The following is a 22,532-nucleotide window of genomic DNA, read 5'->3' as shown; positions in this document are numbered from 1 at the left end:
CCCAACGCTCAACCGGTTAGCACGACCGCTCATGCCACGAAGCCCTAAGCTCCGCTCTGTCAATCGACTCGAGGAAGCTCGCCGGCTCCTCAGCGCTTACGAGCGCCAGCACCGGCTCAAGCGAAGCCAGGTGCGCGAGACCATCCTAGCGGCCTTTGCGAAACATGACCATGTGACAGCCCGGACGCTGTTTCACCACTTCCTGAGACAGCAGCGGCGCTTTGGGCTCGCGACCATCTACAAGAACATGAATCTCTTTTGTCGTGCAGGCATCGCGCAAGCCCATCGCTTTGGCACGCAGATGCACTATGACCATGTGACGTTGACGGGGCAGCATGATCACCTTCTCTGCACAGACTGCAGAGGCATTTGGGAATTTCATAACCCAGACATTGCCAAACACGCACGTGCCGTCGCTCAACGCAATGGGTTCTTCCTGGGCCGCCAGCGGTTAGAGTTGTATGGACTCTGCGCCGACTGTTGGGATCGTCGTCACCCGACGGAACAGTAGGCGCTGATCCCTCCGGCTCTTCCCGTCTCGGCTTCCTGGATCACAAAGGATGGAGAGATGATCTGCAAACATTGCGACCAATACTCACATGCCTGCCTGTCTGAATCGATAATTAAGCGGAGCGATGTGTGACTATGTCCAGGCCTATGCTTGGTATTCCAAGGCCTACGCTATATCTGGAAGCCTGGAACACAAGTCAGGTTTGGATACGTTGAAGTCCAAGATGCAACCGGCGGATATTGAGCGAGCGCACAGCTTCGATGCAGGGACATCCGTCAGTACCAAACGATCACCCGCACGATAGCCATAGCGTACCGTGCTCCCCTTCTTTAGGTATCAGCCCGCACCTCCGAGATAACCTCAGCCTCCGTCTCCGTGCGCCATACTTCTTTCAGCACCTCCATCGCCAGTCGCATCTTACGACTGGTTGCTTACTTCACCTTTGGCAACAGCCACTGCTTTTTCATTTCGCTAGGGAGGAGTTTACCCCGCATCCGAGGAGAAGGGCGATACAGGCGGCGAGCGTTCTCATATCTTCACTTCTCTGTTTGTGACCACACTTTATCGACCATCGTCTCTCCCTCAAACTCAACAGACAGGATCTTGCTTCTCGAGGTGAACATCACGGACTTCGTATACGCCCACAACAGGACTTCAATCTGCTTGCCGCCAATCGTGCGTGTGGATGTCGATTTCGGGGGACCGAGTTCCTGAATCAATTGTGCTTTGGTCATTGTCGGCGGCGGCCAATCTGTCGGCTTCTTGTCTAGGACGGGATTGCCGAGGGTCGAGCAGGCAGCAAAGAGTAGGCTCAGGACGATGATCACCAGCTGCATGGTCTCTCCTTTATTCTAGATGAACGTGCTGACCGTACAGTCAGCCTTCCCTTTCGCCTTGTCCCTGTACTTCTTCGGTAGATCCCGAAGAGCTTCCTCGACGAGCTCATTGAGAAATCTTTGCTGATCGACCGTCAAGTGCTCACTTCACGCATTGGATAAGGATCGAGCCGAAGTCCGCATTGTTTTCGGGTTTTCGAAGACTTGGGGCGAGGCATCGCGGCGCGGACTCTACCAGATACCTTGTTACCCATCAACCAACCCCACTTGATACCGTCTAGGTGTTTTGGGTATCTAGATATCCAAATACCTAGAGGTACACAGGAAAATGCAGCGTCTCAGCATTCAGCTTCCGGCACCGCTCAAAGCGAAATTGGACGCAGAAAAGAAGCGCGACACGTCAGGGGCCGAGCTCATCCGGCATGTGCGAACGACCACGGCCGAATGGTCAAGATCAACGGCCGCATGGTCGGTGGGCGAGCCTTCCGGCTGCAATCGAAGAGAGGAAGGGGAGCCGTCGAGTTGACCCGGTTGGAACGCTTACTGGCCGAGGCTCGACGACCGAAGGCCACGGCCGAGCGGTGACGGAGGGAAACAGACTTTTCGAGAGAAATGGGCACACTTTCTGACACAATGGACCAATTGACACGCTACGCTGAAACCGGTACTGTCTCCAGCTCCGCTGAATCCCTCGCATTCTCGCACGCGTGAGCCGCTAGCTCAGACGGTAGAGCATCGCCCTTTTAAGGCGAGGGCCCTGGGTTCGAGTCCCAGGCGGCTCACCACTAACATCAAAGGGTTGCAGCGTCCCCACGATCATTGTTTTTCTTCGCATCGGACAATCCATAGGACAAAGGGAAGCCTGATCGAGCAGGACCACGGATTCCCGCAGCTTTCGATTCCAGGCAAGCATTTAAATGATGATTGGTAGCGCCGATTGGGATGACCCCAGTACCGAATCCGTGAAAGATTCAAAGTGTCCGAGGCTTGCCTGATGTGCAAGCTCTTCCAACGATCGCTCGCGGAGGCGGGAACGCCTGTGCAGACAACAGCAGTAGGAACTATTTTAACGATTACGGATTCTCTTGGCAGAGTTCATCACCGACCGTGACGCTATGCCACTCGAACTGGGAGAGCGACTGCCGATAGATCGCATGGCTATGATTTCGCATGACGCGACCCATTTGATCTAAATCGCACTGCTGCTTGGGGTAGGTACAGAGGGCAATAATGCGTTGGCGGCGCAACGCGAGATCCACTTCCCGCTCATACACGCCGAATTCCAACCACTGGGCTTCCGTATGCAGCCATGCTGGGTTACCGGTAATGCGGATGCCCTCATAGCCCTCCTGCGCCGCTACGATCGCTTTTTCCTCCCACCGGCGAATGACGGCGTGCCGATCAAACCGACCGTCACGCACATACCATTCCGTATAGGGCACGATCTCAATTTGTTTGCGATCCAGATACTGTTGCGCGGTGGGCATGGCTTCCGTCAGCGCCTTCACGGCTTGTTGCTCCTCGACGGGAGGCCCGGTAATCCAGAGGCAGTATTGCCCTTGTTCCAGCCCTGCTGCCAGAAAGGAGGCGCACAGATGTTGGAGCTCGAGACGATCGCGATAGAACGCACAGAGGTGGGCACCCCAGGGAATGTCACCTACGCCACGAATTCCCGATGCCTGCATGAGACCCTCTACGTACACATGGCCCTAAAAGCTAGCAGACAATTGGCGAGGAATGCAATTGAGGCATTTGCGGCCATATGACTGCCCACTGGGAGTACTCCCAGTGGGCCCGATGACACTACCTAGGGATAATACGGTGGTGCCGAAACTCTTATCATCATTCTACAAGTCACAGGAGCAAGCGCATGGATACGGTGAAGGAAGACACCATTCGCGTCCTGATCGTCGATGATATCAAGGCGATTCGGGAATCATTACGGAATATTCTGGCGGCCTATCCAGGCATGACGGTGGTTGGCGAAGCCTGTGACGGTGAAGAAGCGGTCCTTCGGGTTCACCAGGTCAGGCCTTCCGTCGTGGTGATGGACATCAGCATGCCACGGTTGGATGGGATCAATGCCACGGCGAGAATTAAACAGGCCTTTCCTCACGTTGTCGTGATTGGGATTTCCGTGTATGCGACTGAAGAGACGCGTCAGACCATGCGGGCGGCCGGAGCCACCACCGTCATCTCGAAAGACATGGCTGTGGACCAACTACGAGATGAAATCTTCGAATCAGTGAACCGGCGGTCGACGGCGTTCCATTAGACACCCGGGCCAAGGAAAACACCGGCACCGCCGTGCTTCAGCTATAACATCGGGACGACACAGATGACGGAAGGCGAATACAATGCCTATACCGTCAGCGGTATATTCCTCCCGAGCAGTTGTTCATCAGTTCTAGCCCAAAAAACAATGGAGACTCTCATCGTCAATATCATTTACCATGGCGATGGTGGTCTTACTCATTTCAATTCAGGAGGCTTAACATGGAGCATGTGAAGGGCATTTCAGCATTCGCAATGGTAGTGGTGGTCTGCGGGGCCGTGGCACTTGGAACGGCGGGGGTGTCCTTTGCCGATGGGAAGGGCACGGGGGCACATCGGCACTACAAAGGGGAAGTGGTTGAGAAGGCGGGTAATCTCGCCATTAAGGATGAGACGGGATCGACCTATTCCTTAAGCGAAAATGAAGCGCATCGCCAAGGTCGCGAGTTTAAGGTGGGGGACAAGGTTGAGTTCACCGTCAATGAAAACAACGCGCTGATTGACGTGCATCTGGTGGGGGAAAAGGGAAAGCACAAGCACGTCACCGGAAAGCTCATCCATGTTGGGCTCATGAAAAAGGAAATCAAGCTGCAGACGGCGGAAGGAGAGAAAACCTTTCCGCTGTTGTTGCAAGAGACCAAGACCAAGGCGTTGGCTGAGGGGACTGAGGTGACGGTTGAACTGAACGAGGCGGGGACGGTCATCGATTTGCATGAGGGTAAGCATAAGGAAAGCCGTTGAGTATTCCTTGAATTGACAGTGGTTCCGGCACGCCATGACTGGCGTGCCGGAACTCGCTGGACTTGAGGGAAAACCGCGACGAATCTACCGGGGAAGCCATCGAGAGTAGGTCGGTCCTATCCCATCAATTGGCCGGGGGATAGTCTTTGAATGCCTTGGCGACTCCCTTGTCGATCATTTCAAAGTTCTTCTCCAAGCTGTCTCCCACGGTTTCGTTGATCACGGCCTGCCACACCAGCTTCTTTTTCGACGATTCAGTCAGATTCACCACCAAAGTGGCTTCCTGATACTTATCGGCATCCATCATGCCGAATAACAAGTGTACAAGCAGGTCCGGATGGTCCTCCAAGCCGACTTGCCGAAGTTCCTTGGCGACGAGCTGCTTGTTGACGATCTCTTTGACCCTCGCCCTCAAGGGAGAATTGTTGTCAGTGGCCGCGATCTTTCGCCCCCTGTCGGTCATGCCCGAATGGGCAAATGTATGAAACGAAGAGAAGTCGGCGGACGGCTCGAAATTCGTGCGCGCATGCACCTCGTACCTCGTATCCTCGTACCACGCCTTCACCTTCGAGCAGCCTCCGGCAGTGAGCAGCCCTAGCGCCAGCCACAGAATCAGGAATCGGATGTTCATCGTACGTCTCCCCACATGAGTCTTGTTCGGAAGCGACAGGCCCAGAACATATACCAAGTCAGTTATGGACGCCAGCCGTGTGAGTGCTCATCCGGGGCGGAGGATCCATACGGACAGCCATATCCTCCTACACGCCGTCGGCACGAAATCCTACACGCTATCGACACGCTGTCCTACATACGAACCCGCCCACAATTGTATATAGGGCGCTGACCTTCAAACAGCTCTGATTGCATCTGAGGCTGCGCCGGACGATAATGGGCCGCACATAACCGGGTTTGAGCGAGGGTTCCCGGCAGACTCGGAAACACTTCCAAAGATCTGCTGCCGACCATGCAGCAGGACGTGGGACGTAGCGAAATGGACCCGTTCGTCAGCGTCATCATCAGCGCCTACAATCTGGGCTGGTGCATCGAAGACACCATCCGCAGTGTTCTTGCCCAAACCTACCAGGATTTTGAAGTCATTGTCGTCGACGATGCGTCCACCGATGACACCGAAACTCGAGTAGCGGGTTTTGGCGATCGCATCCGCTATGTCCGTCACGCGAGCAACCAAGGCACCGTGCGAAATGCGGAGGGGGCGCCAACCCGCAATACGGGCGTCCGGCATTCACGCGGCGAACTTCTTGCGTTCCTGGACGGAGACGATCTGTGGGAACCTGAAAAGTTGGCCGTGCAGATCGAAGCTGCTCGTCGCTATCCCGACGCCGGCATGATCGCGGTCGACGGGATACAGTTCAATTCGAGCAACGGGATGATCATTACTCCGACTCTCTTCAACGGAATTGTGAAAGAGTACGAGACGCTTCCGTACGGCGCGATGCTTTCGGCAAGTTTGTATCTTCCGATGCTCCACCACTGTTTGATCGAGACACCATCGCAAGTCATTATTCCTAAGCAGGTGTTAGACCGTGTGGGGCTGTTCCATGAAGGTGGAGGGTCGAGCGACTACGACATGTTCATTCGAGTCGCGGCCCGGTTTCCTATTATCTTAATCAAGCAATCACTCGTGCGATACCGTTACCAGCCGTCGAGTTGGTCGGGTCAGATCGATCGAAGGCGGTTCAAGCATTTTGAACCAAATATCGCCATCTGGAGCAGGCATCTCGGAATCGCCGACGAGGAAACTCAGCCTGTCATCCGCAGAAGGATCGCCCAGGAGCTGTACGAAGTCACGACGTCTGCTTTCGAAGACGGCCGCAACGGACATCGGGCGTGGGCATTGTCGTTTCTGTTCGGTCAGTTTCGTCGGCGTCCGTCATGGCGCACGGCATATTTGTTCTTCCGGCTATGGTGCCCTCAGCGGCTGGAAGCTGCGCTCAAACCGGTAATCAGGAGGTTCGTATAGTGCCCGCCCCTTCGCCGCCGTTCATTCCGAGAATGGTGCTCGGGTGCGATCGGATCCCCAGAATCCTCCGAGGTCCTTTCCGCATCGCGTGAATTCTGAATCTCTAACCATTGAATATATTTAATAATTTTCACCCTATCATTGCTTCGTAGCATTGTGATAGCGTTTGCCAGCATTTGCGGTAGCCACTTCGCGCACCGAACCTCATCAAGGCTCTCATGCGAGCCCCAAGTTCCACTCTCATATCCCCCCTGCTTTCGCACGAATCAGATGTTTCCCGCTATCGTCATGGTTGTGATCCGCCAAATTTAGATGAAGTGCATTTCGATTGCCGTGCCTTCCTGCCCTTTCACGCCTGCTTCTTTGAACTCCAAGTAGCAACCTCTTCCTGCGACGCTTCGTCACGTCCATCTACATTCGACGTGTCCGACAAACTCGTGCGGCCGTTTGCCATTGGGGGGAATGATGGACGATAAACCGCATCAAGCAACGAAAGTAAAACTGAGCGTGGTGATTCCCTGTTATAACGGAGCCCGTACGATCGGGGCACAGCTCGAGGCATTGGCGAGTCAAGAATGTTCCATGCCGTGGGAAGTCGTCGTCGTCAATAACCGATCTGACGATGACACCGTCGGAATTGTCGGACAGTATGTCGGAAGAGTCCGCAATCTTCGGATCGTCGATGCGCTGGATCGACAGGGCAGGCCATATGCCCGCAATGTGGGGGTCGAAGCAGCCTATGGTGAGTCGATTGTCTTTTGCGACGCCGACGACGTCGTGGGGGAAGGATGGCTCGCGGCTATGGCGACCGCGCTGTCCCGGTTTGATTGTGTCGCCTGCCGAGTGGACTTTACGAAACTCAATGAGCCGGCGCTGGCGCAGCAGCACGCCTTTCATGATCAACACCATGGGCTGCAAAAAACCTGGTATCCGCCATACCTTCAGCATGCCGGGGGTGGCACGTTAGGCGTGAAGCGCGCCCTTCATGCGCAGGTCGGGGGATTTGATGAGGCCTTTCCTGTTCTTGAGGACACGGAATATTGCTTCAGAATTCAAGAGACGGGGTGCCGGATCGAATGGGTGCCTGATGCGGTGCTCCATATTCGATGCAGGAACGACGAGGCGGGAAGATTTCAGCAGGTCCGGCAATCGGCGCTCTACAATGTGCTGCTGGCCAAGCGGTATCAGCAGCAAGCCGTTGGTCAGTTCCATTCCTGGGGGACCTACATCAAGAACTGGATCCGATTGATCGAGGCGCTCCCGAGCTCTCGGACCGGCCTGGCCTGGAATCGATGGATATGGTACTTCGCCTGGCAGGTGGGAGCATTGCATGGAAGCCTCAAGTTCTACAGGCCGCCGCTTTCACTCCCTTTTCCGCCTCCGGGTCGGAAGGAGAACAGATTCCTGGCTCGAGTGAAAACGCGCGTTTCAATGATGGTGCATCGATAATCGGCCGGCATTCTTCGCGCCCTGCGGCGATACGAGTCTTATGCGCGCACATGCGGTCGGAGTGCCTGCAATGCAAGCTTTGTAAAGGTCCTTGCACTTGTAGCAGGGGGAGTGATCACATGAAAACCGTCATCCACCAGGGCTACACCATCAAGTCCTTCCCGCAACACGGCAGAACGTTCAATGAGTGGACGATCAGTCTCGAGATCTTTTGGCGGCACAAGGGGACCACGAGGACGCGATCCTTCACGGCAGACTTGCCGTACGGAAGTGAGGAGGAGGCCGATCTTCACGGCATCAGCTATGCGCAACGCATTATTGATGGCAACGTCCCTGGATTGTCGGTAAACGAAACGCATGCGAGCCCCCTCACATGCCACAATTGAGTGCTCAATTCATGGTGACGGTTCGGTCACGGGTTTGGCTCGGGTAGGGCTCCATCACTGTCGCGTTGGGTCTTCGTCTCCTCCTTTTTCACCGATCCAAAGACGAGCGACTGGTGCGTGGATTTTCCCGCCCTCACGCCGTCGGCAACGGCGAACGCGACTGATGGCATCGTCAGCGCGGCATCGCCGCACGCGAATACGCCCGCCACGGTCGTTTCCTTCGTCTCGTCAGTCCTGTACAGGGGACCATGGGGTCCCATCTCTACCTCGCATCCAAGTTGTTCGGCGAAGGGGCCGTTGAGCCGCGTGTGAGGGAGGAGAAAGAGGCCGTCCAGTATGCTGGAACGTCCATTGCCGAGACGCAGCTCCAAAACAGGCTCGTTGCCCGCGACCTCGACGACCTCCCCGCGCTCAACCTCGATGTGACGCGATGCCAATGCGGCGAGCTGCTCAGCCTCCGGCTCGACGGCGCCGTTGATGAAGAACGTAGTCTTCCCGACTCCTGCCCACTCGGAAATCAGGAGGGCGAAGCGCGTCGACGCGACGCCCGTCGCCAACACGCCGAGGCGCCCCATCCCCAACTCGTAACCGTCGCAGTACGGACAAGAGAAGACTTGCTTGCCCCACCGGTCGGCCAGACCGGAAATGGCGGGCAGCTCATCGACGACGCCGGTGGCGAGGATGAGACGTTTCGCCCGATGCTCGTCAGATCCGGTACGTACGACAAAGCCGTCTGAGACGGAGCGAGCCTCGGTCGCGAGCGCCTCCCGCCAAGTGACGGTAGGGTATGCGAGGACCTCGGATCGCCCCTTTGCCGCAATGGCCGCCGGTGGTTGTCCATCCTGCCCGAGAAATCCGTGTGAGCCGTGCGCGAAGCGATTTCGCCGCTGACCCGCATCGACGATGAGCACGTGTCGACGTGCCCGCACCAGCTGGAGCGCCGCGGCGAGCCCCGCGTAGCTTCCGCCGATGATGATGACGTCGTACATGGTTCGACTCCTTCTGACTGGCACAACAACGCTTAAATCGTCAGCGCACCTTCTATCACACTTTTAAGGTGAAGGCGGTAGTTCAAGGCTCAGGGACGAGTGGGACTGAGTCTTCTCACGTGCCGCCATGCGAGAAAGTGGTGTTGACCATCCACCCCGTACTCCTTCGCCAGGTATTTCCCTAGTTTGTCCTCCGGCATGATCGTGCCAGCATTGGCCTGTGCCTCAGAAGGTGACTCTGCTCCAGGAGGATGTTGGCTGCAGCTGCAGACAAGTCAGGAGGGAGACGATGAAAAAATGTGCCGTGCCCCTATGCACATGTCATATTCCTGAAGGAAAGGAATTTTGCAGCGATGAATGTCGGCAGGGATTGCCGGCGGGTCTTTGTCACTGCCCCCATGCGGATTGCCGCGGGCATGAACACGAAAAGGCGCAGTCACCATAGGCGGGCGTATGCGTAAACGTTTCATCGGCCGATCGTACAGCAAGACGGCCTTGTCCGATCCGGAGTGGCTTGGTATCGAACATCTCGCGGACGTGGAAGTGACGTCAGAGGATCCGGCGAGGCCAATCGAGAACGCACTATTGCCTGATCGGCCTTCAGGATGGCGCGCAGGAATGCATGGAGAACAAGTCATCCGCCTGCTATTTAGTCGGCCGACCACCATAAAGCGGATTCGGCTGGAGTTTGTCGAATCGGTTCTGCAGCGGACGCAAGAATACACCTTGCGATGGTCAGCTGGCGGATCCCAGCCGTTGCAACATATTGTACGTCAGCAATGGAATTTTAGCCCACGGGGATCGATACGTGAAATCGAAGATCATGACGTCGATCTCCCGGGAGCCGTCATGCTCGAGCTCACCATCATTCCGGACATTGCCGGTACCCCCGCCACTGCATCGCTCATCCAATGGCGAATCGGGTAATGTCGGTGCGCAGGCTTTGTATTGACCTGGTGTCGCAGCCTCCGCTTTTGTTGCGTATTTGACGATCTCCAACTCAATTCTGGAAACATTTCTGGAATATGCGGCATCGTGATGTCTTCTGCAAGGGATCTTCCGAGTCCACGGACTCCTGGCCTCCTCTCATTATTGGAAAATGATGATGTGGAGGGTGAGCGATGGTCGACGGAAGGTGTCGTCCCATTCGTCTAGTGGTGGCTGAAGATAATGCGATGATGAGAATGGTCATCCGTCGCATGCTTGCGGATCAAACAGACCTGCGGGTGGTCGGTGAAGCGGTTGATGGGTCGGAAGCCACTGCCCTTACGGAAGATCTCCTTCCGGATGTCGTCGTGATGGATATCAACATGCCCAGGATGAACGGGATCGAGGCGGCGCGGTACATCAAACTCCACTTTCCCCATATAGCCATCCTCGGTCTGTCGGCCAATGCGGATGAGTATCGCGATACGATGCTCGAGCTTGGTGCGAAGGCAGTCATACAGAAAGAAACCATGTACGAACTGAATGGCGCGATACGCGCGGCCGTTCAAGAAATCAAGCATTCGCATGGTACGACTCTTACCAACGAACCCCGGCCGGGAGGTGAGCCGCCTGGAGCTACGTGAAGTGGGTGGCTGAACAGGCGCGCAGCTGTTCTGCAATCCTGCCGGTCTCATGTTTTCCTCTGCACCAGGCGATGCCGATCTTTCCTCCGTCATCCCGTGATTCCGGCTACGGCTCGAAAGGCTCAGTTATGTCATAGCCTGGCCCGTACTATTGTTACTGGCGAGTCTTCCAGATGACGAACCGGGGGTTGTCAGTCGCTCGGATTCGCGGTATCGTGCGACGTTCTTATCCATTCATAATTTGGTGATCTCATGCACTATCTCGTATTACTGAGCGCGATCGTATGGTCCTTCACTTCCGGCGTTGCGCACGGAGCATCGTCTATCCAGCGCGAGTCCTTGCGGGATCTTCCCGGAGTTACGGTGGTCGTTGAAGAAGTCCCGTCGGATGCCCAGGCGGAGGGGTTATCCGAGGAATTGATTCGGGCCGCCGCGGAACGATCGCTGCAATCACGCGGGACGAGGATCCTTACGCCCGTGGAACAGGCGTCTTCCCCGTCGAAACCGTCTCTATACGTGCGGGTAGGCACCTACAGAATTCAATCGAACCAGTATGTGTACGTCGTCACGGTGGCCCTCAAGCAGTCGGTAGTGTTGGCACATCGGCCGCAGCGAAAGATGTTTGCGAGCACGTGGGAGCAGGGCGTGATCGGAACTCCCGGCGCAAACAGTTTGGGCGAAGCGACGAAAGTGGTCGAAGACCTGGTATCGGCGTTTGCAAACGACTTTCAGGCGGTGAACAATCAGGACGCGGTGCGAGAAGAGAAATGAAGGCAGCGCCCGGCGAGGCCTCAGAGTGATGGAGACCGGGTTCGCACCAGTCTGGGCTTGGACACGGGAGGGCGATGAATGACCTGCTTGACCGTCGGCCATCGGCGTTTAGCCGGTAGATTCAGCGTGACGGATTTCCTGCGTTTCGCCGATTGATAGAGGGCCTGAACGATCTGGACGTCGATCAATCCCTCCAACCCTGACGGCTCGGGTTCCCTATCGTAGCGAATACAATCGGAAAAATAGATGATCTCCGCTGCAAACTGATCGCCGGGTTGAAATCGCTCGGCCTTCGTGTCCCCATCGATCGTCACACGCTGGGTGTGGGAGCCGACGTATTCGAAGGCAGGGTCGAGTAGCAGCCGTCCCTTCGTGTCGACGATTTCATAGGACGATACGTCCGCTGCTCCGAAACTGCACACGAAGCTTGCGAGACGGTCGCCGGGAAACCGCATCAGGGCGCCCGACATCTTATCCACCTCGCGGAAGCGTCGATCTGTTTCTTTCACGGAAAAGCCGCTGACTTCGACCGGGTTATCTTGAAAAAGATAGCGGGCCGCGTTGATGCAGTACACGCCAATGTCATACAGGGACCCGCCGCCCAGTTGTCGTCGGACGCGGATGTTCCCTGGACGCACTTGCATCGTGAAGACGGAATTGAATATCCGCAACGTTCCGAGCTTGCCGGACCGAGCGATCTGCACGGCTTTCACATTGGCCTGTTCCAGGTGAAGTCGATAGGCGACCATGAATTTGGTGCGCCGGCCATCGGCTGCGCGAATCATCCGGCGGCATTCCTCCGCAGTCACGGCCATGGGTTTTTCGCACAGCACATGAATTCCCGCTCGAGCCGCTCGTACGGCGAAATCACAATGCAGGCTGTTGGGAAGCGCGATATAGACGGCGTCAATATGTCCCTCTCGCAGACATCGTTCATACTGCGCGTAGCGATACGTATGAGAAATGTTGTGCCGGCGGCTGAGCGTCCTGAGCTTTGCGGGATCGCCGGAAACGAGGGCGGTGAGCTGTGAGTTTGAAGCCGTATGGGCAAATGCCGGAAGTACCGCCGCTTGGGCGATATGTCCCAGTCCGACTACGGCATAACGGATACGTTTCATGATGGTTTGAACCGGGCGACGCATGCCTTGACGCGGACCATATGGCTGTACGGACTCGGCGACGGTTCGTTTAACCGATAGCATGGAGGTCACGGGTCCAGGACTAGGGATGTCCCTTGATCTTGAAGTGCTCTCAACCCCAGCGTGGACCGTGTCGCTCAGGCCGGCCGCAAGATTCAGTCAATAGTGGCGGCGCCGATCACGGACCGAGGGTTTGCCCGGGTTCAATTTTGGGGCTGGATGTGGTGAATCTAACCATGATGAATATATTCGAAGACGGCTGGTCAGTATGGTGGACAAGGCTCATTGCCGTGTTCTTTATTCTGCTGGTTGCATGGTTTCTGCTCCGTGACTGGTTCTCTGCGCCGCTCCAACCCTACGTGCCTCCGCCGTCATCGATGCCAACCACTCCCTCGCCCTAGCTCGTTCACGTCACATAGGAGGAGCGCCATGGCGTCATCAAGCCAGAGGGCGGCAGCACGCCGCAATATCAAGAAAGCCATAGGCGCAGCCAAACGAGGCCGGACGATTGCGCATCTGCCGAAACGGACGAGAACAGCGCTGGGAAAACAAGCTTCTAAAATGGCCAGGAGACAATCAAAGAAAAAGAAATCCCATAATGAATCGAAAAGGACCGACGGACGGCATCCATGACGTGTAGTGGCTAAGTTGGCTGCAATAGACAGCGGGCAGGAAAGTCGTTGCTCCGGCAGTGCCTGAAGGCAACCGAGTTCAGAGAATTTCCAGAGGTCATATGCGGTTCTCTCAGCCTCTTGCGGTTGCGCTTTCTCAGGCGCTGATTGCAACCGGTTGCTCCTTCATCATTCCCTCCACGCAAACGACGACCCCGGAGCGATACTGTGGGCCGGTCAGGCCCATGAATGTCGAGATCGCACACGCGCCTGCCTCCGTGGATCCGACGGCTATTCCTCTGTCCGAGCGTTCTCTTCAACTTGCCGCCGTGATGAACGTGCTCCCATTGTTATCCAAAATGGCCGTTCTGGATCATGCCGGCGAGTCCCATGGCCTGGCGTTTCTTGAATTACGTCAGATGCTGACCGACCGCCTGCTGCTGACCCTTTTTGAGGTGTCCTCGACGACGGCCGAAATCGTGTGCGAGCGTGATCGCGCCGATCAAGTCGCCGATAGAATGGACGAAATCGATTCGGCACGAGTTAAGAAATTGACGCTGGTTTCCATCGTGGTGGCGGGGGTGGCTTCAATCGTGTCCGGGGCAATCGGTCTGGCCGGAGCCGCCACCACCGCGAGCGACGCCAGCACGGTGGCTTCGGGTGTTCTGGCCTCGCTCTTTGGCGGCATGGCGCTCTTTACCGCGACGAAACAGGAATTCTCACATGAGCGCAATCTTCTCAAGGAGGTGTGGGACAATCCGACACGCTCGACGATCTTTTCGCCTGCCGTGTGGCGATTTCTTCAGAGGCCGCATCATGCGGATCGATCCGCGACGGCCCGAGACGACGTCATCAACGCGTGGCGCCAACAAGGTCGCCTCGGTGAGCCAGGCTCCCCCGGTGAAGACGACCGGATGGCGCTCATATTCGGCGCCGGCGGCACCTATGCGTCAGCCGATCTCCGAGCGCGTGCCTCGATGCTGGAGACGCTCGAGGCGCATGTCCAATTGTTTTCCGAAGAGCTTGAGCAATTTCTGGGCGAATTCATCCACGTCAGGCATGAGGCAATGAAAGGGGCAGGCCAATGACATATCGGCGAGGCGGGCACCATGCGGGGATGTCAGGAATGTTTTCGCGATTTGCAAAACATTGCGCGGTCATCATGGGGCACCCCTGGGCCTTTGGGGGCGCGCTCGCCGTGATCGTCTGTTGGGCCGTTGCGGGACCGGCCTTCAGATTCAGCGATACCTGGCAGTTGGTGATCAATACCGGCACGACGATCATCACGTTTCTGATGGTATTTTTGATTCAAAACACGCAGAACCGTGACAGCAGCGCGATTCAAATCAAGCTGGACGAATTGATCAGGTCGACACGCGGAGCACACAATGCCTTGCTCGATCTCGAAGAATTGACACAGCGAGATTTGGATCGTTTTCTCAAGCGCTACCAATCCCTTGCCCAGAGCGCCAGGCGGCAGGTACGTGACGGCTGGAAAGACGTCGACACGCCGGAAATAGATTGAGTCGCGCGGAATGTATCGACCGGCTAGGAATCTCGGTTGTTCGCTCCTGAAAGAACCGGGTGGCCGCAGACGATGCAGTTATAGTTCCCCGTCAGGTACCCGTTGTCGCTCCATTCCAATTCCAGATTGAGATGCTCGCATGCAGGGGCATCGATATGCTGTTTCCATTTCACTCTGAGTTCGGCGGCCTGGCTGGTGGTCATATCGCCTCTCTTTCTTTCCTCTACCTCTCAAAAATTTCCCGTTTGCGCTACTAGGGCTTCTTCCAGGTCATGACCCGGACGCTGTCTCACCGAGCCGATGCTTCGCGCCGTTGGATCGGCCGAAGAGGGTCATCGATCGGAGCGTGAATCGAAAGCTCGGGATGCTCCTAGTTTCTGTCCCTCGACCACAGGTATAGAAAGGCTCGAGCTTTCACCAGGAGGTCCTGTATGGCTAGCACAACAATGGAAGGTGTTCCACCGGGAGGATTCAAGACGTTGGGCGAAATCGACGCCACCAACGATTTGCGGATCCACACCAAGAAAACCGGCATGGACGTTGCGCTCGAATTGCTTGCCACCCATTCCTCGGGGGCACCGATCGTGGACGATCAAGGAAAATTCATGGGTTTCGTCAGCGAGTTCGACCTGCTCAGGGCGATCGAATCGGGCAAGGACTTGAACACGGTGACCGCAGATCAGATCATGAGCACGAGTCATTTCGTCGCGAATGAATCGACCACCATCGGCGACGCGATCCGCATCATGAACGAAAAACATTTGATCAATATCCCGGTGATCAAGGAGGGGCAGGTTGCGTACTCGGTGACGCGTCATGATCTGTTGCGGGCCCGTATCGGGTTGGGACCCGGCATCGAGTCCTAGCCCGTACGCGAAGAGGAGCGATCCGTGCACAATTCTTCTCCATTGTTCGTGACAAAGGTCGGCATTCGCGTGGTGATGACGGGCGGGTGTCTTCTGCTCGGTCTGGCTGCGGCATGCGTGCCCGGACCGCCCACGCAACCGGGGGATCCGTTCGGCGGGCCGGGGCGATTGACAGGGGAACCGCGGCCCGCGACGGTCGAGCAAATCCGTCTCATGGATGCGCAGCTTGCGGCGACCGTCACGCCGCGCCCGCCGGAGCGGGATCTCGCCGGCTTGCGTATGCAGGTTGCCAAGGCGAGGAAGCAGTCCGAACGGCAGACGTTGGTGCACGAGTATTTGCATGCCGTGGCCGGACTCGCACCCGAAGAGAAGAACACGGCGATGCGGCAGCTCGGCGACTCATTGGTCCAGAGCCGCGCGTCCCTCATTCAGGAACTCAAGCGGACGCATTGAGACACATTAACCGGGGAGGAAGCATTCATGCGGGAGATGGGACGGTACATGCTCCTTGGTCTCGTCGTCATGCTGCCGACGTTCACGTTCTTCACGGAGCACGCGGCAGATGCGCACGAGTGGCTGGGAACCTGTTACGTGGATTGGGACAATCATTTTGCTCTGACCAATGTGTATGCCCAGGCCAGGACTACGTTTGCCGTGCCGACGGGAATCAGCCCGTCAGGCCAGCGCGAGCCTTGCAACGACGGGCACGCCGCCTGTTGGACGTATCGGCATCGGTGTTTCAACGACTATATCAACGTCGAGCCGATGAACTATGGACATTTTCATCTCAGCTTTGAAGATCCGGACATGGATTGTTTTACGCCGGATCCGGGCGACGGATTGGGAGGCGGGTTCGGACGAGGCACGCCTGCCTCCTGTCCGGTCGTGGATTGGACTAATGAGCGGCGGGTCATGCACTCCCACGTGCAGGACCATTGGATCAAGATCTGGCTCGAAGATCGGGTGTCCCACAAGCCCAGAGTCTTCGACCTGCCGTGGATTTGGGTCGCCGGCGATCAGCCGATCCAGTTTTGGTTCAAGAAAACAGACGGGAGCTGGTGGTACTGGTCCGAACTCAACCACAGCACGATCTGGAACGTGTCCACATGGGTCCACGACGTGGTGGAGGTGCGCATTCGCGGGGCTAATTCCGGATTCGGCCCGTACACCCTGAACGGGTTCTACGTCCAGGACTGAGGTGAGGATGATGCGAGGTCTCGGTGGTTGAAGCCGCGCTATCCTTTGGAAGGGATGGAGTCGAAGCCGTACTTGAGCAGGAGTTTTTGGACCCGGGGACTCATGATAAAGTCGAAAAACTGTTCCGCGACGTCCCGGGACGAATCCCGGCATGTCCAGACGACCGCGTGTCCGAACTGAACGGGGAGATCGGAGCCGGCCGGAGCCTCATCGATAATCCGGACTTGTCCGCTGTTGATTGCATCGACCCGATAGACGAGTCCCACGTCGGCCCCCCCGGTGCTGACCAGATTCATGACGTCGTCGCTGTGTTGTGCATGCAGGATCCGGGAACGGCTCCGCGAGGCCGGGTCGACCTTGGTCAAGGCCCGGGCGGTCACCTCACCCATGGCCGACGTCTTGGGGTCGACGAGGGCGACGCGGATGGCATGGTCGGGCAGCGCGTCGCGAAACGACACCGAGGCGGCTTGGGAGGTGGTGGACATGACGAGCACGAGCGAGGTCTGTGCGTAGGTCTGAGCTCCGCCGTTGAGCGTCAGACCCTTCTTTTGGAGCTTCCGAACTTCTTCGACTCCCTCGGGAAGGAACACGTCGATCGGTGCTCCTTTTTCAATTTGCTGACGCAATGTCTGTGACGGACCATACAGCACCTGTACCGTCACGCCGTGTTCGATCTCAAAAATGGGCAGAATCTCCTGAAACAGCGGTTTCAAACTGTGGGCCGCAGCGACGGTCAGGGACGCGACGGCGGGCTGGTCCACCGCCGTGGCCATGCCGCTTGCATTCGGCCCTCCGGCTGTGCAAATTCCCGCAAGTCCGACGGTCAACACCGCCGCCAAACCGCTTGCTCTCATTCCCGCCATCATGCCGTCCTCCATCGGGTCTGAATCGCCGTATGATCACTCGCTCGCGATAAAGAAATCATGGCAAGATCAATACCAATTCATTCGCATCCTTCGGCGCATGGAAAAGTTCATCAAACTCTCTTCATTCATGAGGAATCAGCCGTGAAGCGGCCTGGGATCGATCGACTGCTTCGCATGGAAATGTGAGTTTTCGCACAGGCCGCCCAGTGCGCTATGTCGACTAGTGGTCTCCCAGGACTCGGCGGCAGCGGTGTGACTTGACAGGCCCGATCACTGTATCACGCTGATTACTGGGAAAATTATGCGATTGAACGGACAAATGCCCAGAGAAGGCTCATTCCAATGGCAACGAAAGAGACCGGTAAGGCACTTGCTATGTCCCCCTAGGGGGATTCCGAAACCATAACTGGACAGAAGGTATCCAAATGACAGAAAATCGCCTCGCTTCAGGTAGACGTCTCGCATGAACCAAATCGTTCTCATCGCCCTCCGAAGACCCTACACGTTCGTCGTCATGTCCATTCTCATCGTGCTGTGGGGCACGAAGACGTTGCTTCACATGCCGACCGACGTCTTCCCGAATATTACGATTCCAGTGACCTCAGTCGTCTGGATCTACTCCGGGCTGCTGCCGCAACAGGTCGAGGGACGCATCACCTACCTCTTCGAACGCTTTCTGACCTCGACTGTCGAAGGCATCAAGTACATTCACAGCCACTCGTATTACGGCAGCAGCATCACCAATATTTTTCTTCAGGACGGAGTCGACGTCGGGAGAGCCGAAGCGGATATCGTAGGCATTGCGCAGAATGTCGTGAAGGCGCTGCCACCCGATATTTCCCCCCCGATGGTCATGCGTCTCGCGCCGTCCTCCATCCCGGTGGCCATGCTGCAAATCAGCTCGGACAGAATGACGCCGGCGGAACTCTACAATCTGGCCTATATGCGAATCCGTCCCCTTCTCGTGACCGTGCCGGGAATCGTCCTGCCTCACCCCTACGGCGGGCAGGACATGCAGGTCATGGTCAACCTCGATCAACAGAAACTGCTCGCCCGTAATCTCACGCCGACGGACGTCCATAACGTTCTGATGAAGCAATATCTCGTGCTGCCGTCCGGCGATATCAAGATCAAATCGACCGATTGGATCGTCCAGACGAATGCGTCCCCGTTGCAGATCGACCATTTTCCCGACATTCCGATCAAGCGTGACGGCAATGCGTTCATCTATTTGCGCGATGTGGCGACGGTACAACTCATGGGCCGCGTGCAGCAAAACGCGGTATTGGTGAACGGCAAGCAAACCGTCATCATCGTCGCGATGAAAAGCACGGAGGCCTCGACCTTGGACGTGGTGGACGGGATCAAGAAGATGATCCCGCGTGCCGAGCAAATTTCCCCTGAGGGGGTCAAGATCCGGCTTCTCGACGATGCCTCGACCTTCGTCAAAGATTCGATCTTCGACGTGGTGCATGAAATGGCGACCGCCGGCGCGCTCGTCGGTCTCATCGTCCTCCTGCTGATCGGATCGTGGAGGGCGACGGTCATCGTATGGACTTCGATCCCGCTGTCGATTCTGACCGCCATCATCGGCCTCCATTGGCTCGAAGAGACGATCAATGTGATGACGTTGGGCGGATTGGCGCTGGCCGTCGGCATTTTGGTCGACGATGCGACCGTGATGATCGAAAATATCGATCGCCACATCGAAATGGGAAAGCCGCTCGAGCAGGCCATCATCGACGCGGCCAATCAGATCGTCGTGCCGACGCTCGTCGCCACGCTCTGTATCGCGATCGTGTGGATTCCGCTGTTCGAACTCGGCGGGGTCGCCGGCTACCTGTTCAAACCCATGGCTGAAGCGGTCATCATCGCGATGATGGCGTCCTTTATTCTCTCGCGCACGCTGGTGCCGACCATGGCGAAATATCTGTTGAAGAGTCACCATGTCGAAGCCGCCTGAACAGCACGGACAATCTGAACCGTCCCGGAACCTCTTCATCCGCTTTCAGAAGGGGTTCGAGCGGCGGTTCGACCAATTTCGTGAAGGCTACGGCCATCGGCTCGAACGGGTGATTGCCAACCGCAATACGTTCGTCAAAATCACGCTGCTCATTGCGCTGTGTTCGTTGTCACTGTTCTTTTTTCTCGGGCGGGACTACTTTCCCGAGATTCGGTCGGGGGTCATTCAGATGCATATGCGGGCGCCCCTCGGGACGCGCATCGAGGTGGCGGGACGTCTGGCCACCCTGGTGTCCAGCAGTATCGAGGAATTGCTGCCCGGTCAGGTGGAAAACATCGTCAGCAATTGCGGCCTGCCGGTCGGACCGCACAATCTTGCCTTCATTCCGACGCCGACGATCGGCTCCCAGGATTGCGATCTGACGATTCTCTTGGGGAATGAAAAGTCGCCGGTATGGGACTTTCGGCGCACGCTGCGCAAAGGCCTGGCGGAACGTTACCCGGGAACCGAATTTACGTTCCAGCCGTCCGATCTCACCGCGAAGATTCTCAACTTCGGAGCGCCGGCCCCGATCGACGTGCAGGTCAACGGCCCCGACATGTATCCCAACTACGAGTTCGCGAGAAAACTGGTGGGAAAGTTCCGCGACATTCCGGGCGCGGTGGACGTGGTGATCCAGCAGACGATGCGTACACCGACGCTGATGGTGGAAGGCAACCGGACGTTCGGTCTCGGTGTCAACCGGACCCTGAAGGACATGGCCGACAATTTGCTCATGACGACCGCGGGCAGCCAACAGGTCGACCAGATCTATTGGCTCGATCCTTCGACCGGTATGTCCTATCTGATCAATGTGTATACGCCCCAGCCGCAGATCAACAGCCTGAACAGCATCAAGACCGTTCCGGTCGATTCCTCAGACAATACGTCGCGCGATCACGAAGTGCAGCTCCTCGGCAATCTGGCCGACATTTCGGCGGAAGGCACGCCGGGCGTGGTCACGCACGGAAACATCATGCCGCTGTTCAATATCTACGTATCCGCCGAAGGGCGCGACCTCGGCGGCGTGCTCACGGACGTGGAAAAGGTCGTCAAGAGCATGGAGCACGAGAAACCCCGCAGCGCCGAAGTCGAAATCCACGGCCAGGCCTCGCTGATGCACGATGCCTATTTTCAGCTGATTTTCGGACTGTTTGCCGCGATCGCGCTGGTCTATCTGTTGATCGTCGTCAACTTCCAATCCTGGCTCGATCCCTTCATCATTATCACGGCTCTGCCCGGGGCCCTGGCCGGCATAGCCTGGTCGCTGTTTTTGACCCATACGCGACTGTCCGAGCCGGCACTGACGGGTGCCATCATGACCATGGGCACGGCCACCGCGAATTCCATCCTGGTCGTCTCGTATGCCCGGGAACGGCTCCAGGAGCATGGCGATGCCGTCTTGGCGGCGGTCGAGGCGGGGACGACCCGTTTTCGTCCGGTGTTGATGACCGCCTCGGCCATGATCATGGGGATGGTCCCCATGGCCACGGGCTATTCCACGAACGCGCCGTTGGGCCGTGCCGTCATCGGCGGCTTGCTGGTCGCCACGATATTCACGCTGTTTTTCGTGCCCTGCGTATATGCCATGATCTATAGCAGGCGGCCACCTCAGCAAAAGGAACAGAGCTCATGATGAAGATGCTCACGGGACGGTATATTGCCGTGGCGTTGGGTCTGCTGTTCGTGGCGTACATCGGCTATCGAATTCACGAAAGCCGAAGCGACGCCGCATTGCTGCGCGAGAAGACGGTCGAGGACGCCGTACCGACCGTGGCGGTCGTCCACCCCAAGCCCGGGGATCCGAGCGAGACCATCACACTGCCCGGCAATATTACCGCCTGGTTCGAAGCGCCGATCTACGCGCAAGTCTCGGGTTACGTGAAGATGTGGTACAAGGACTACGGCGCGCAGGTCAAGAAAGGCGACATTCTTGCAGAAATCAATGCGCCGGCCCTCGACGCCCAATACGCGCAGGCCAAAGCGGATCTGGAGTCGGAGCGGGCCAAATACGCGCTCGCGGACATTACCGCCAAGCGCTGGCTCGCACTGCGGAAGAACCATGCGGTGTCCGAGCAGTCGATCTCGGTCCAGGTCGCCCACGCCAAAGCCGAGGCGGCCAAGGTCAAGGCCGCCGAGCAGAACGTCAGAAACTTCGAAGCCCTCATTCGATTCAAGACGATCGTGGCGCCGTACGACGGCGTGGTCACCGTGCGTAACATCAACGTGGGGGACTACGTCAACAAGGAGGGGACGATCAGCACGCCGGTTTCCATCAGCAACCTGTTCACCGTCGCCGACGTCAGCATGATGCGTCTCTTTGTCAGCGTTCCGGAGTCGTTTGGACCTTTCCTGCAGCCGGGCCTCACGGCCGACGTGACCGTGCCGCAATTGCCCACTCGGCATTTCATCGGGAAATTTCTGACCGTCGCGCGGGGATTCGATGTGAACACGCGGACGGCTGTCACCGTCTTTACCATCGAGAACGAGGATCGAGCCTTGTGGCCTGGCTCCTACGGCAAAGTCGTGCTCACGGCACCCGTCGATAGAAAAGTGTTCATGATTCCCTCGACGGCATTGGTGTTCCAGGAGCATGGGACGCAGGTCGCCGTGGTGAAGGATGACGACCGGGTGCATATGCAGCCGATTACCGTGAGCCGTCTGCTCGACAGCGCCGTCGAAGTGTCGGACGGAATTTCCGCGAACGACCGCGTTGTAAATAATCCCAGCGCGGCGTTGCTGGACGGCGACAAGGTGCGAGTCGTGAAGCCCGCCGCCGGCTATGACCTGATCAGCGGCGAGTCGGCGGCCAAGTGA

General features: G+C 57.2%; 22 protein-coding genes, 1 tRNA gene and 1 pseudogene. 17 read left to right on the top strand and 7 right to left on the bottom strand.

The annotated features are described in order from the left end of the window. Window positions 1-31: 31 nt before the first annotated feature. Window positions 32-511 (top strand): Fur family transcriptional regulator, encoded by a 480-nt coding sequence (locus NSJP_RS01790; protein WP_080885234.1) that lies wholly within the window; start codon window positions 32-34, stop codon window positions 509-511. Window positions 512-1,047: 536 nt separating this feature from the next. On the opposite strand, the gene NSJP_RS01785 is transcribed toward NSJP_RS01790, so the two are convergent. Then, window positions 1,048-1,347, bottom strand: a complete 300-nt coding sequence (locus tag NSJP_RS01785) for a hypothetical protein (protein ID WP_080885233.1) — start codon at window positions 1,345-1,347, stop codon at window positions 1,048-1,050. 709 nt (window positions 1,348-2,056) lie between these two features. Here NSJP_RS01785 and NSJP_RS01780 point away from each other — a divergent pair. Next, window positions 2,057-2,132: transfer RNA gene (locus tag NSJP_RS01780), tRNA-Lys, on the top strand. A gap of 288 nt (window positions 2,133-2,420) precedes the next feature. Here the strand turns inward: NSJP_RS01780 and NSJP_RS01775 are convergent. After that, window positions 2,421-3,032 carry an MEDS domain-containing protein gene (locus NSJP_RS01775; RefSeq protein ID WP_080885232.1) on the bottom strand — a complete coding sequence of 204 codons (612 nt, stop codon included), beginning with the start codon at window positions 3,030-3,032 and terminating at the stop codon, window positions 2,421-2,423. A gap of 185 nt (window positions 3,033-3,217) precedes the next feature. On the opposite strand from NSJP_RS01775, the gene NSJP_RS01770 reads away from it, so the two are divergent. After that, entirely contained in the window at window positions 3,218-3,622 is a 405-nt protein-coding gene (locus tag NSJP_RS01770) for a response regulator (protein WP_080885231.1), read from the top strand. Between the two features lie 221 nt (window positions 3,623-3,843). Beyond that, window positions 3,844-4,362, top strand: a complete 519-nt coding sequence (locus tag NSJP_RS01765; RefSeq protein WP_080885229.1) for a hypothetical protein — start codon at window positions 3,844-3,846, stop codon at window positions 4,360-4,362. Between the two features lie 124 nt (window positions 4,363-4,486). Here the strand turns inward: NSJP_RS01765 and NSJP_RS01760 are convergent, their stop codons facing one another. Next, window positions 4,487-4,993: a DUF4136 domain-containing protein gene (locus tag NSJP_RS01760; RefSeq protein ID WP_080885227.1), complete on the bottom strand. Its 507-nt coding sequence runs from the start codon at window positions 4,991-4,993 to the stop codon at window positions 4,487-4,489. A gap of 360 nt (window positions 4,994-5,353) precedes the next feature. Between NSJP_RS01760 and NSJP_RS01755 the strand changes: the two genes are divergently transcribed. From NSJP_RS01755 to NSJP_RS01745, 3 genes are all read left to right on the top strand, one after another. After that, window positions 5,354-6,343: a glycosyltransferase family 2 protein gene (locus NSJP_RS01755; RefSeq protein WP_172834090.1), complete on the top strand. Its 990-nt coding sequence runs from the start codon at window positions 5,354-5,356 to the stop codon at window positions 6,341-6,343. A 462-nt stretch (window positions 6,344-6,805) separates the two neighbouring features. Next, complete coding sequence (locus NSJP_RS01750; RefSeq protein ID WP_197685463.1) at window positions 6,806-7,792, top strand: glycosyltransferase; 987 nt, start codon at window positions 6,806-6,808, stop codon at window positions 7,790-7,792. 119 nt (window positions 7,793-7,911) lie between these two features. Then, window positions 7,912-8,178 (top strand): CV_2116 domain-containing protein, encoded by a 267-nt coding sequence (locus NSJP_RS01745; RefSeq protein WP_080885223.1) that lies wholly within the window; start codon window positions 7,912-7,914, stop codon window positions 8,176-8,178. Between the two features lie 26 nt (window positions 8,179-8,204). Here the strand turns inward: NSJP_RS01745 and NSJP_RS01740 are convergent, their stop codons facing one another. Continuing rightward, on the bottom strand, window positions 8,205-9,167 hold the full coding sequence (locus NSJP_RS01740; protein ID WP_080885222.1) for an NAD(P)/FAD-dependent oxidoreductase: 963 nt from the start codon (window positions 9,165-9,167) through the stop codon (window positions 8,205-8,207). A gap of 453 nt (window positions 9,168-9,620) precedes the next feature. Between NSJP_RS01740 and NSJP_RS01735 the strand changes: the two genes are divergently transcribed. The 3 genes from NSJP_RS01735 (at window position 9,621) to NSJP_RS01725 (ending at window position 11,509) form a co-directional block, all read left to right on the top strand. Beyond that, window positions 9,621-10,094 carry a carbohydrate-binding protein gene (locus NSJP_RS01735; protein WP_080885221.1) on the top strand — a complete coding sequence of 158 codons (474 nt, stop codon included), beginning with the start codon at window positions 9,621-9,623 and terminating at the stop codon, window positions 10,092-10,094. Window positions 10,095-10,288: 194 nt separating this feature from the next. Beyond that, window positions 10,289-10,738, top strand: coding sequence for a response regulator (locus NSJP_RS19970; RefSeq protein WP_080885219.1), 450 nt, complete (start codon window positions 10,289-10,291; stop codon window positions 10,736-10,738). A 252-nt stretch (window positions 10,739-10,990) separates the two neighbouring features. Further along, a complete protein-coding gene (locus tag NSJP_RS01725; protein ID WP_080885217.1) occupies window positions 10,991-11,509 on the top strand; it encodes a hypothetical protein in 519 nt (172 codons plus the stop codon). Window positions 11,510-11,529: 20 nt separating this feature from the next. Here NSJP_RS01725 and NSJP_RS01720 read toward each other — a convergent pair whose 3' ends face one another. Beyond that, a complete protein-coding gene (locus NSJP_RS01720; RefSeq protein ID WP_197685462.1) occupies window positions 11,530-12,627 on the bottom strand; it encodes a Gfo/Idh/MocA family protein in 1,098 nt (365 codons plus the stop codon). 754 nt (window positions 12,628-13,381) lie between these two features. On the opposite strand from NSJP_RS01720, the gene NSJP_RS01715 reads away from it, so the two are divergent. Further along, complete coding sequence (locus NSJP_RS01715; protein ID WP_080885216.1) at window positions 13,382-14,347, top strand: hypothetical protein; 966 nt, start codon at window positions 13,382-13,384, stop codon at window positions 14,345-14,347. Between the two features lie 38 nt (window positions 14,348-14,385). Next, entirely contained in the window at window positions 14,386-14,784 is a 399-nt protein-coding gene (locus NSJP_RS01710) for a low affinity iron permease family protein (RefSeq protein WP_197685461.1), read from the top strand. A gap of 23 nt (window positions 14,785-14,807) precedes the next feature. Here NSJP_RS01710 and NSJP_RS01705 read toward each other — a convergent pair whose 3' ends face one another. Further along, window positions 14,808-14,987, bottom strand: a complete 180-nt coding sequence (locus NSJP_RS01705) for a hypothetical protein (protein ID WP_080885215.1) — start codon at window positions 14,985-14,987, stop codon at window positions 14,808-14,810. 228 nt (window positions 14,988-15,215) lie between these two features. Here NSJP_RS01705 and NSJP_RS01700 point away from each other — a divergent pair, with 228 nt between their 5' ends. From NSJP_RS01700 to NSJP_RS01690, 3 genes are read left to right on the top strand one after another with little or no spacing between them, the layout of a single operon-like run. After that, window positions 15,216-15,650, top strand: a complete 435-nt coding sequence (locus NSJP_RS01700; protein WP_080885214.1) for a CBS domain-containing protein — start codon at window positions 15,216-15,218, stop codon at window positions 15,648-15,650. Between the two features lie 24 nt (window positions 15,651-15,674). Then, window positions 15,675-16,103, top strand: a complete 429-nt coding sequence (locus tag NSJP_RS01695; RefSeq protein WP_080885213.1) for a hypothetical protein — start codon at window positions 15,675-15,677, stop codon at window positions 16,101-16,103. Window positions 16,104-16,130: 27 nt separating this feature from the next. Continuing rightward, window positions 16,131-16,847, top strand: coding sequence for a hypothetical protein (locus NSJP_RS01690; protein ID WP_080885212.1), 717 nt, complete (start codon window positions 16,131-16,133; stop codon window positions 16,845-16,847). 38 nt (window positions 16,848-16,885) lie between these two features. Here NSJP_RS01690 and modA read toward each other — a convergent pair whose 3' ends face one another. Next, window positions 16,886-17,713 (bottom strand): molybdate ABC transporter substrate-binding protein, encoded by an 828-nt coding sequence (gene modA, locus NSJP_RS01685; protein ID WP_172834088.1) that lies wholly within the window; start codon window positions 17,711-17,713, stop codon window positions 16,886-16,888. A gap of 463 nt (window positions 17,714-18,176) precedes the next feature. On the opposite strand from modA, the pseudogene NSJP_RS19965 reads away from it, so the two are divergent. Both NSJP_RS19965 and NSJP_RS01675 read left to right on the top strand, forming a co-directional pair. Further along, window positions 18,177-21,351, top strand: a pseudogene (locus tag NSJP_RS19965) (efflux RND transporter permease subunit). Continuing rightward, the gene (locus NSJP_RS01675; protein WP_080885210.1) at window positions 21,348-22,532 is read left to right on the top strand and encodes an efflux RND transporter periplasmic adaptor subunit; all 1,185 of its coding nucleotides are present in this window, start codon (window positions 21,348-21,350) and stop codon (window positions 22,530-22,532) included. The pseudogene NSJP_RS19965 and the gene NSJP_RS01675 overlap by 4 nt, the downstream one beginning before the upstream one ends.

This window comes from Nitrospira japonica (assembly GCF_900169565.1).
In the GTDB taxonomy this organism is placed as follows: Bacteria; Nitrospirota; Nitrospiria; order Nitrospirales; family Nitrospiraceae; genus Nitrospira_C; species Nitrospira_C japonica_A.
The sequence above is the reverse complement of the archived record's forward strand: the minus strand, read 5'-3'. Positions and strand labels throughout refer to the sequence as shown.

Coding starts and splice junctions, on each gene's coding strand:
- NSJP_RS01775 (WP_080885232.1), bottom strand. CDS start 3,032: ATGCAGGCATCGGGAATTCGTGGCGTAGGTGACATTCCCTGGGGTGCC.
- NSJP_RS01785 (WP_080885233.1), bottom strand. CDS start 1,347: ATGCAGCTGGTGATCATCGTCCTGAGCCTACTCTTTGCTGCCTGCTCG.
- NSJP_RS01735 (WP_080885221.1), top strand. CDS start 9,621: ATGCGTAAACGTTTCATCGGCCGATCGTACAGCAAGACGGCCTTGTCC.
- NSJP_RS01720 (WP_197685462.1), bottom strand. CDS start 12,627: ATGAAACGTATCCGTTATGCCGTAGTCGGACTGGGACATATCGCCCAA.
- NSJP_RS01705 (WP_080885215.1), bottom strand. CDS start 14,987: ATGACCACCAGCCAGGCCGCCGAACTCAGAGTGAAATGGAAACAGCAT.
- NSJP_RS01740 (WP_080885222.1), bottom strand. CDS start 9,167: ATGTACGACGTCATCATCATCGGCGGAAGCTACGCGGGGCTCGCCGCG.
- NSJP_RS01710 (WP_197685461.1), top strand. CDS start 14,386: ATGTTTTCGCGATTTGCAAAACATTGCGCGGTCATCATGGGGCACCCC.
- NSJP_RS01755 (WP_172834090.1), top strand. CDS start 5,354: ATGGACCCGTTCGTCAGCGTCATCATCAGCGCCTACAATCTGGGCTGG.
- NSJP_RS19970 (WP_080885219.1), top strand. CDS start 10,289: ATGGTCGACGGAAGGTGTCGTCCCATTCGTCTAGTGGTGGCTGAAGAT.
- NSJP_RS01750 (WP_197685463.1), top strand. CDS start 6,806: ATGATGGACGATAAACCGCATCAAGCAACGAAAGTAAAACTGAGCGTG.
- NSJP_RS01725 (WP_080885217.1), top strand. CDS start 10,991: ATGCACTATCTCGTATTACTGAGCGCGATCGTATGGTCCTTCACTTCC.
- NSJP_RS01790 (WP_080885234.1), top strand. CDS start 32: ATGCCACGAAGCCCTAAGCTCCGCTCTGTCAATCGACTCGAGGAAGCT.
- NSJP_RS01700 (WP_080885214.1), top strand. CDS start 15,216: ATGGCTAGCACAACAATGGAAGGTGTTCCACCGGGAGGATTCAAGACG.
- modA (WP_172834088.1), bottom strand. CDS start 17,713: ATGATGGCGGGAATGAGAGCAAGCGGTTTGGCGGCGGTGTTGACCGTC.
- NSJP_RS01760 (WP_080885227.1), bottom strand. CDS start 4,993: ATGAACATCCGATTCCTGATTCTGTGGCTGGCGCTAGGGCTGCTCACT.
- NSJP_RS01690 (WP_080885212.1), top strand. CDS start 16,131: ATGCGGGAGATGGGACGGTACATGCTCCTTGGTCTCGTCGTCATGCTG.
- NSJP_RS01675 (WP_080885210.1), top strand. CDS start 21,348: ATGATGAAGATGCTCACGGGACGGTATATTGCCGTGGCGTTGGGTCTG.
- NSJP_RS01745 (WP_080885223.1), top strand. CDS start 7,912: ATGAAAACCGTCATCCACCAGGGCTACACCATCAAGTCCTTCCCGCAA.
- NSJP_RS01715 (WP_080885216.1), top strand. CDS start 13,382: ATGCGGTTCTCTCAGCCTCTTGCGGTTGCGCTTTCTCAGGCGCTGATT.
- NSJP_RS01765 (WP_080885229.1), top strand. CDS start 3,844: ATGGAGCATGTGAAGGGCATTTCAGCATTCGCAATGGTAGTGGTGGTC.
- NSJP_RS01770 (WP_080885231.1), top strand. CDS start 3,218: ATGGATACGGTGAAGGAAGACACCATTCGCGTCCTGATCGTCGATGAT.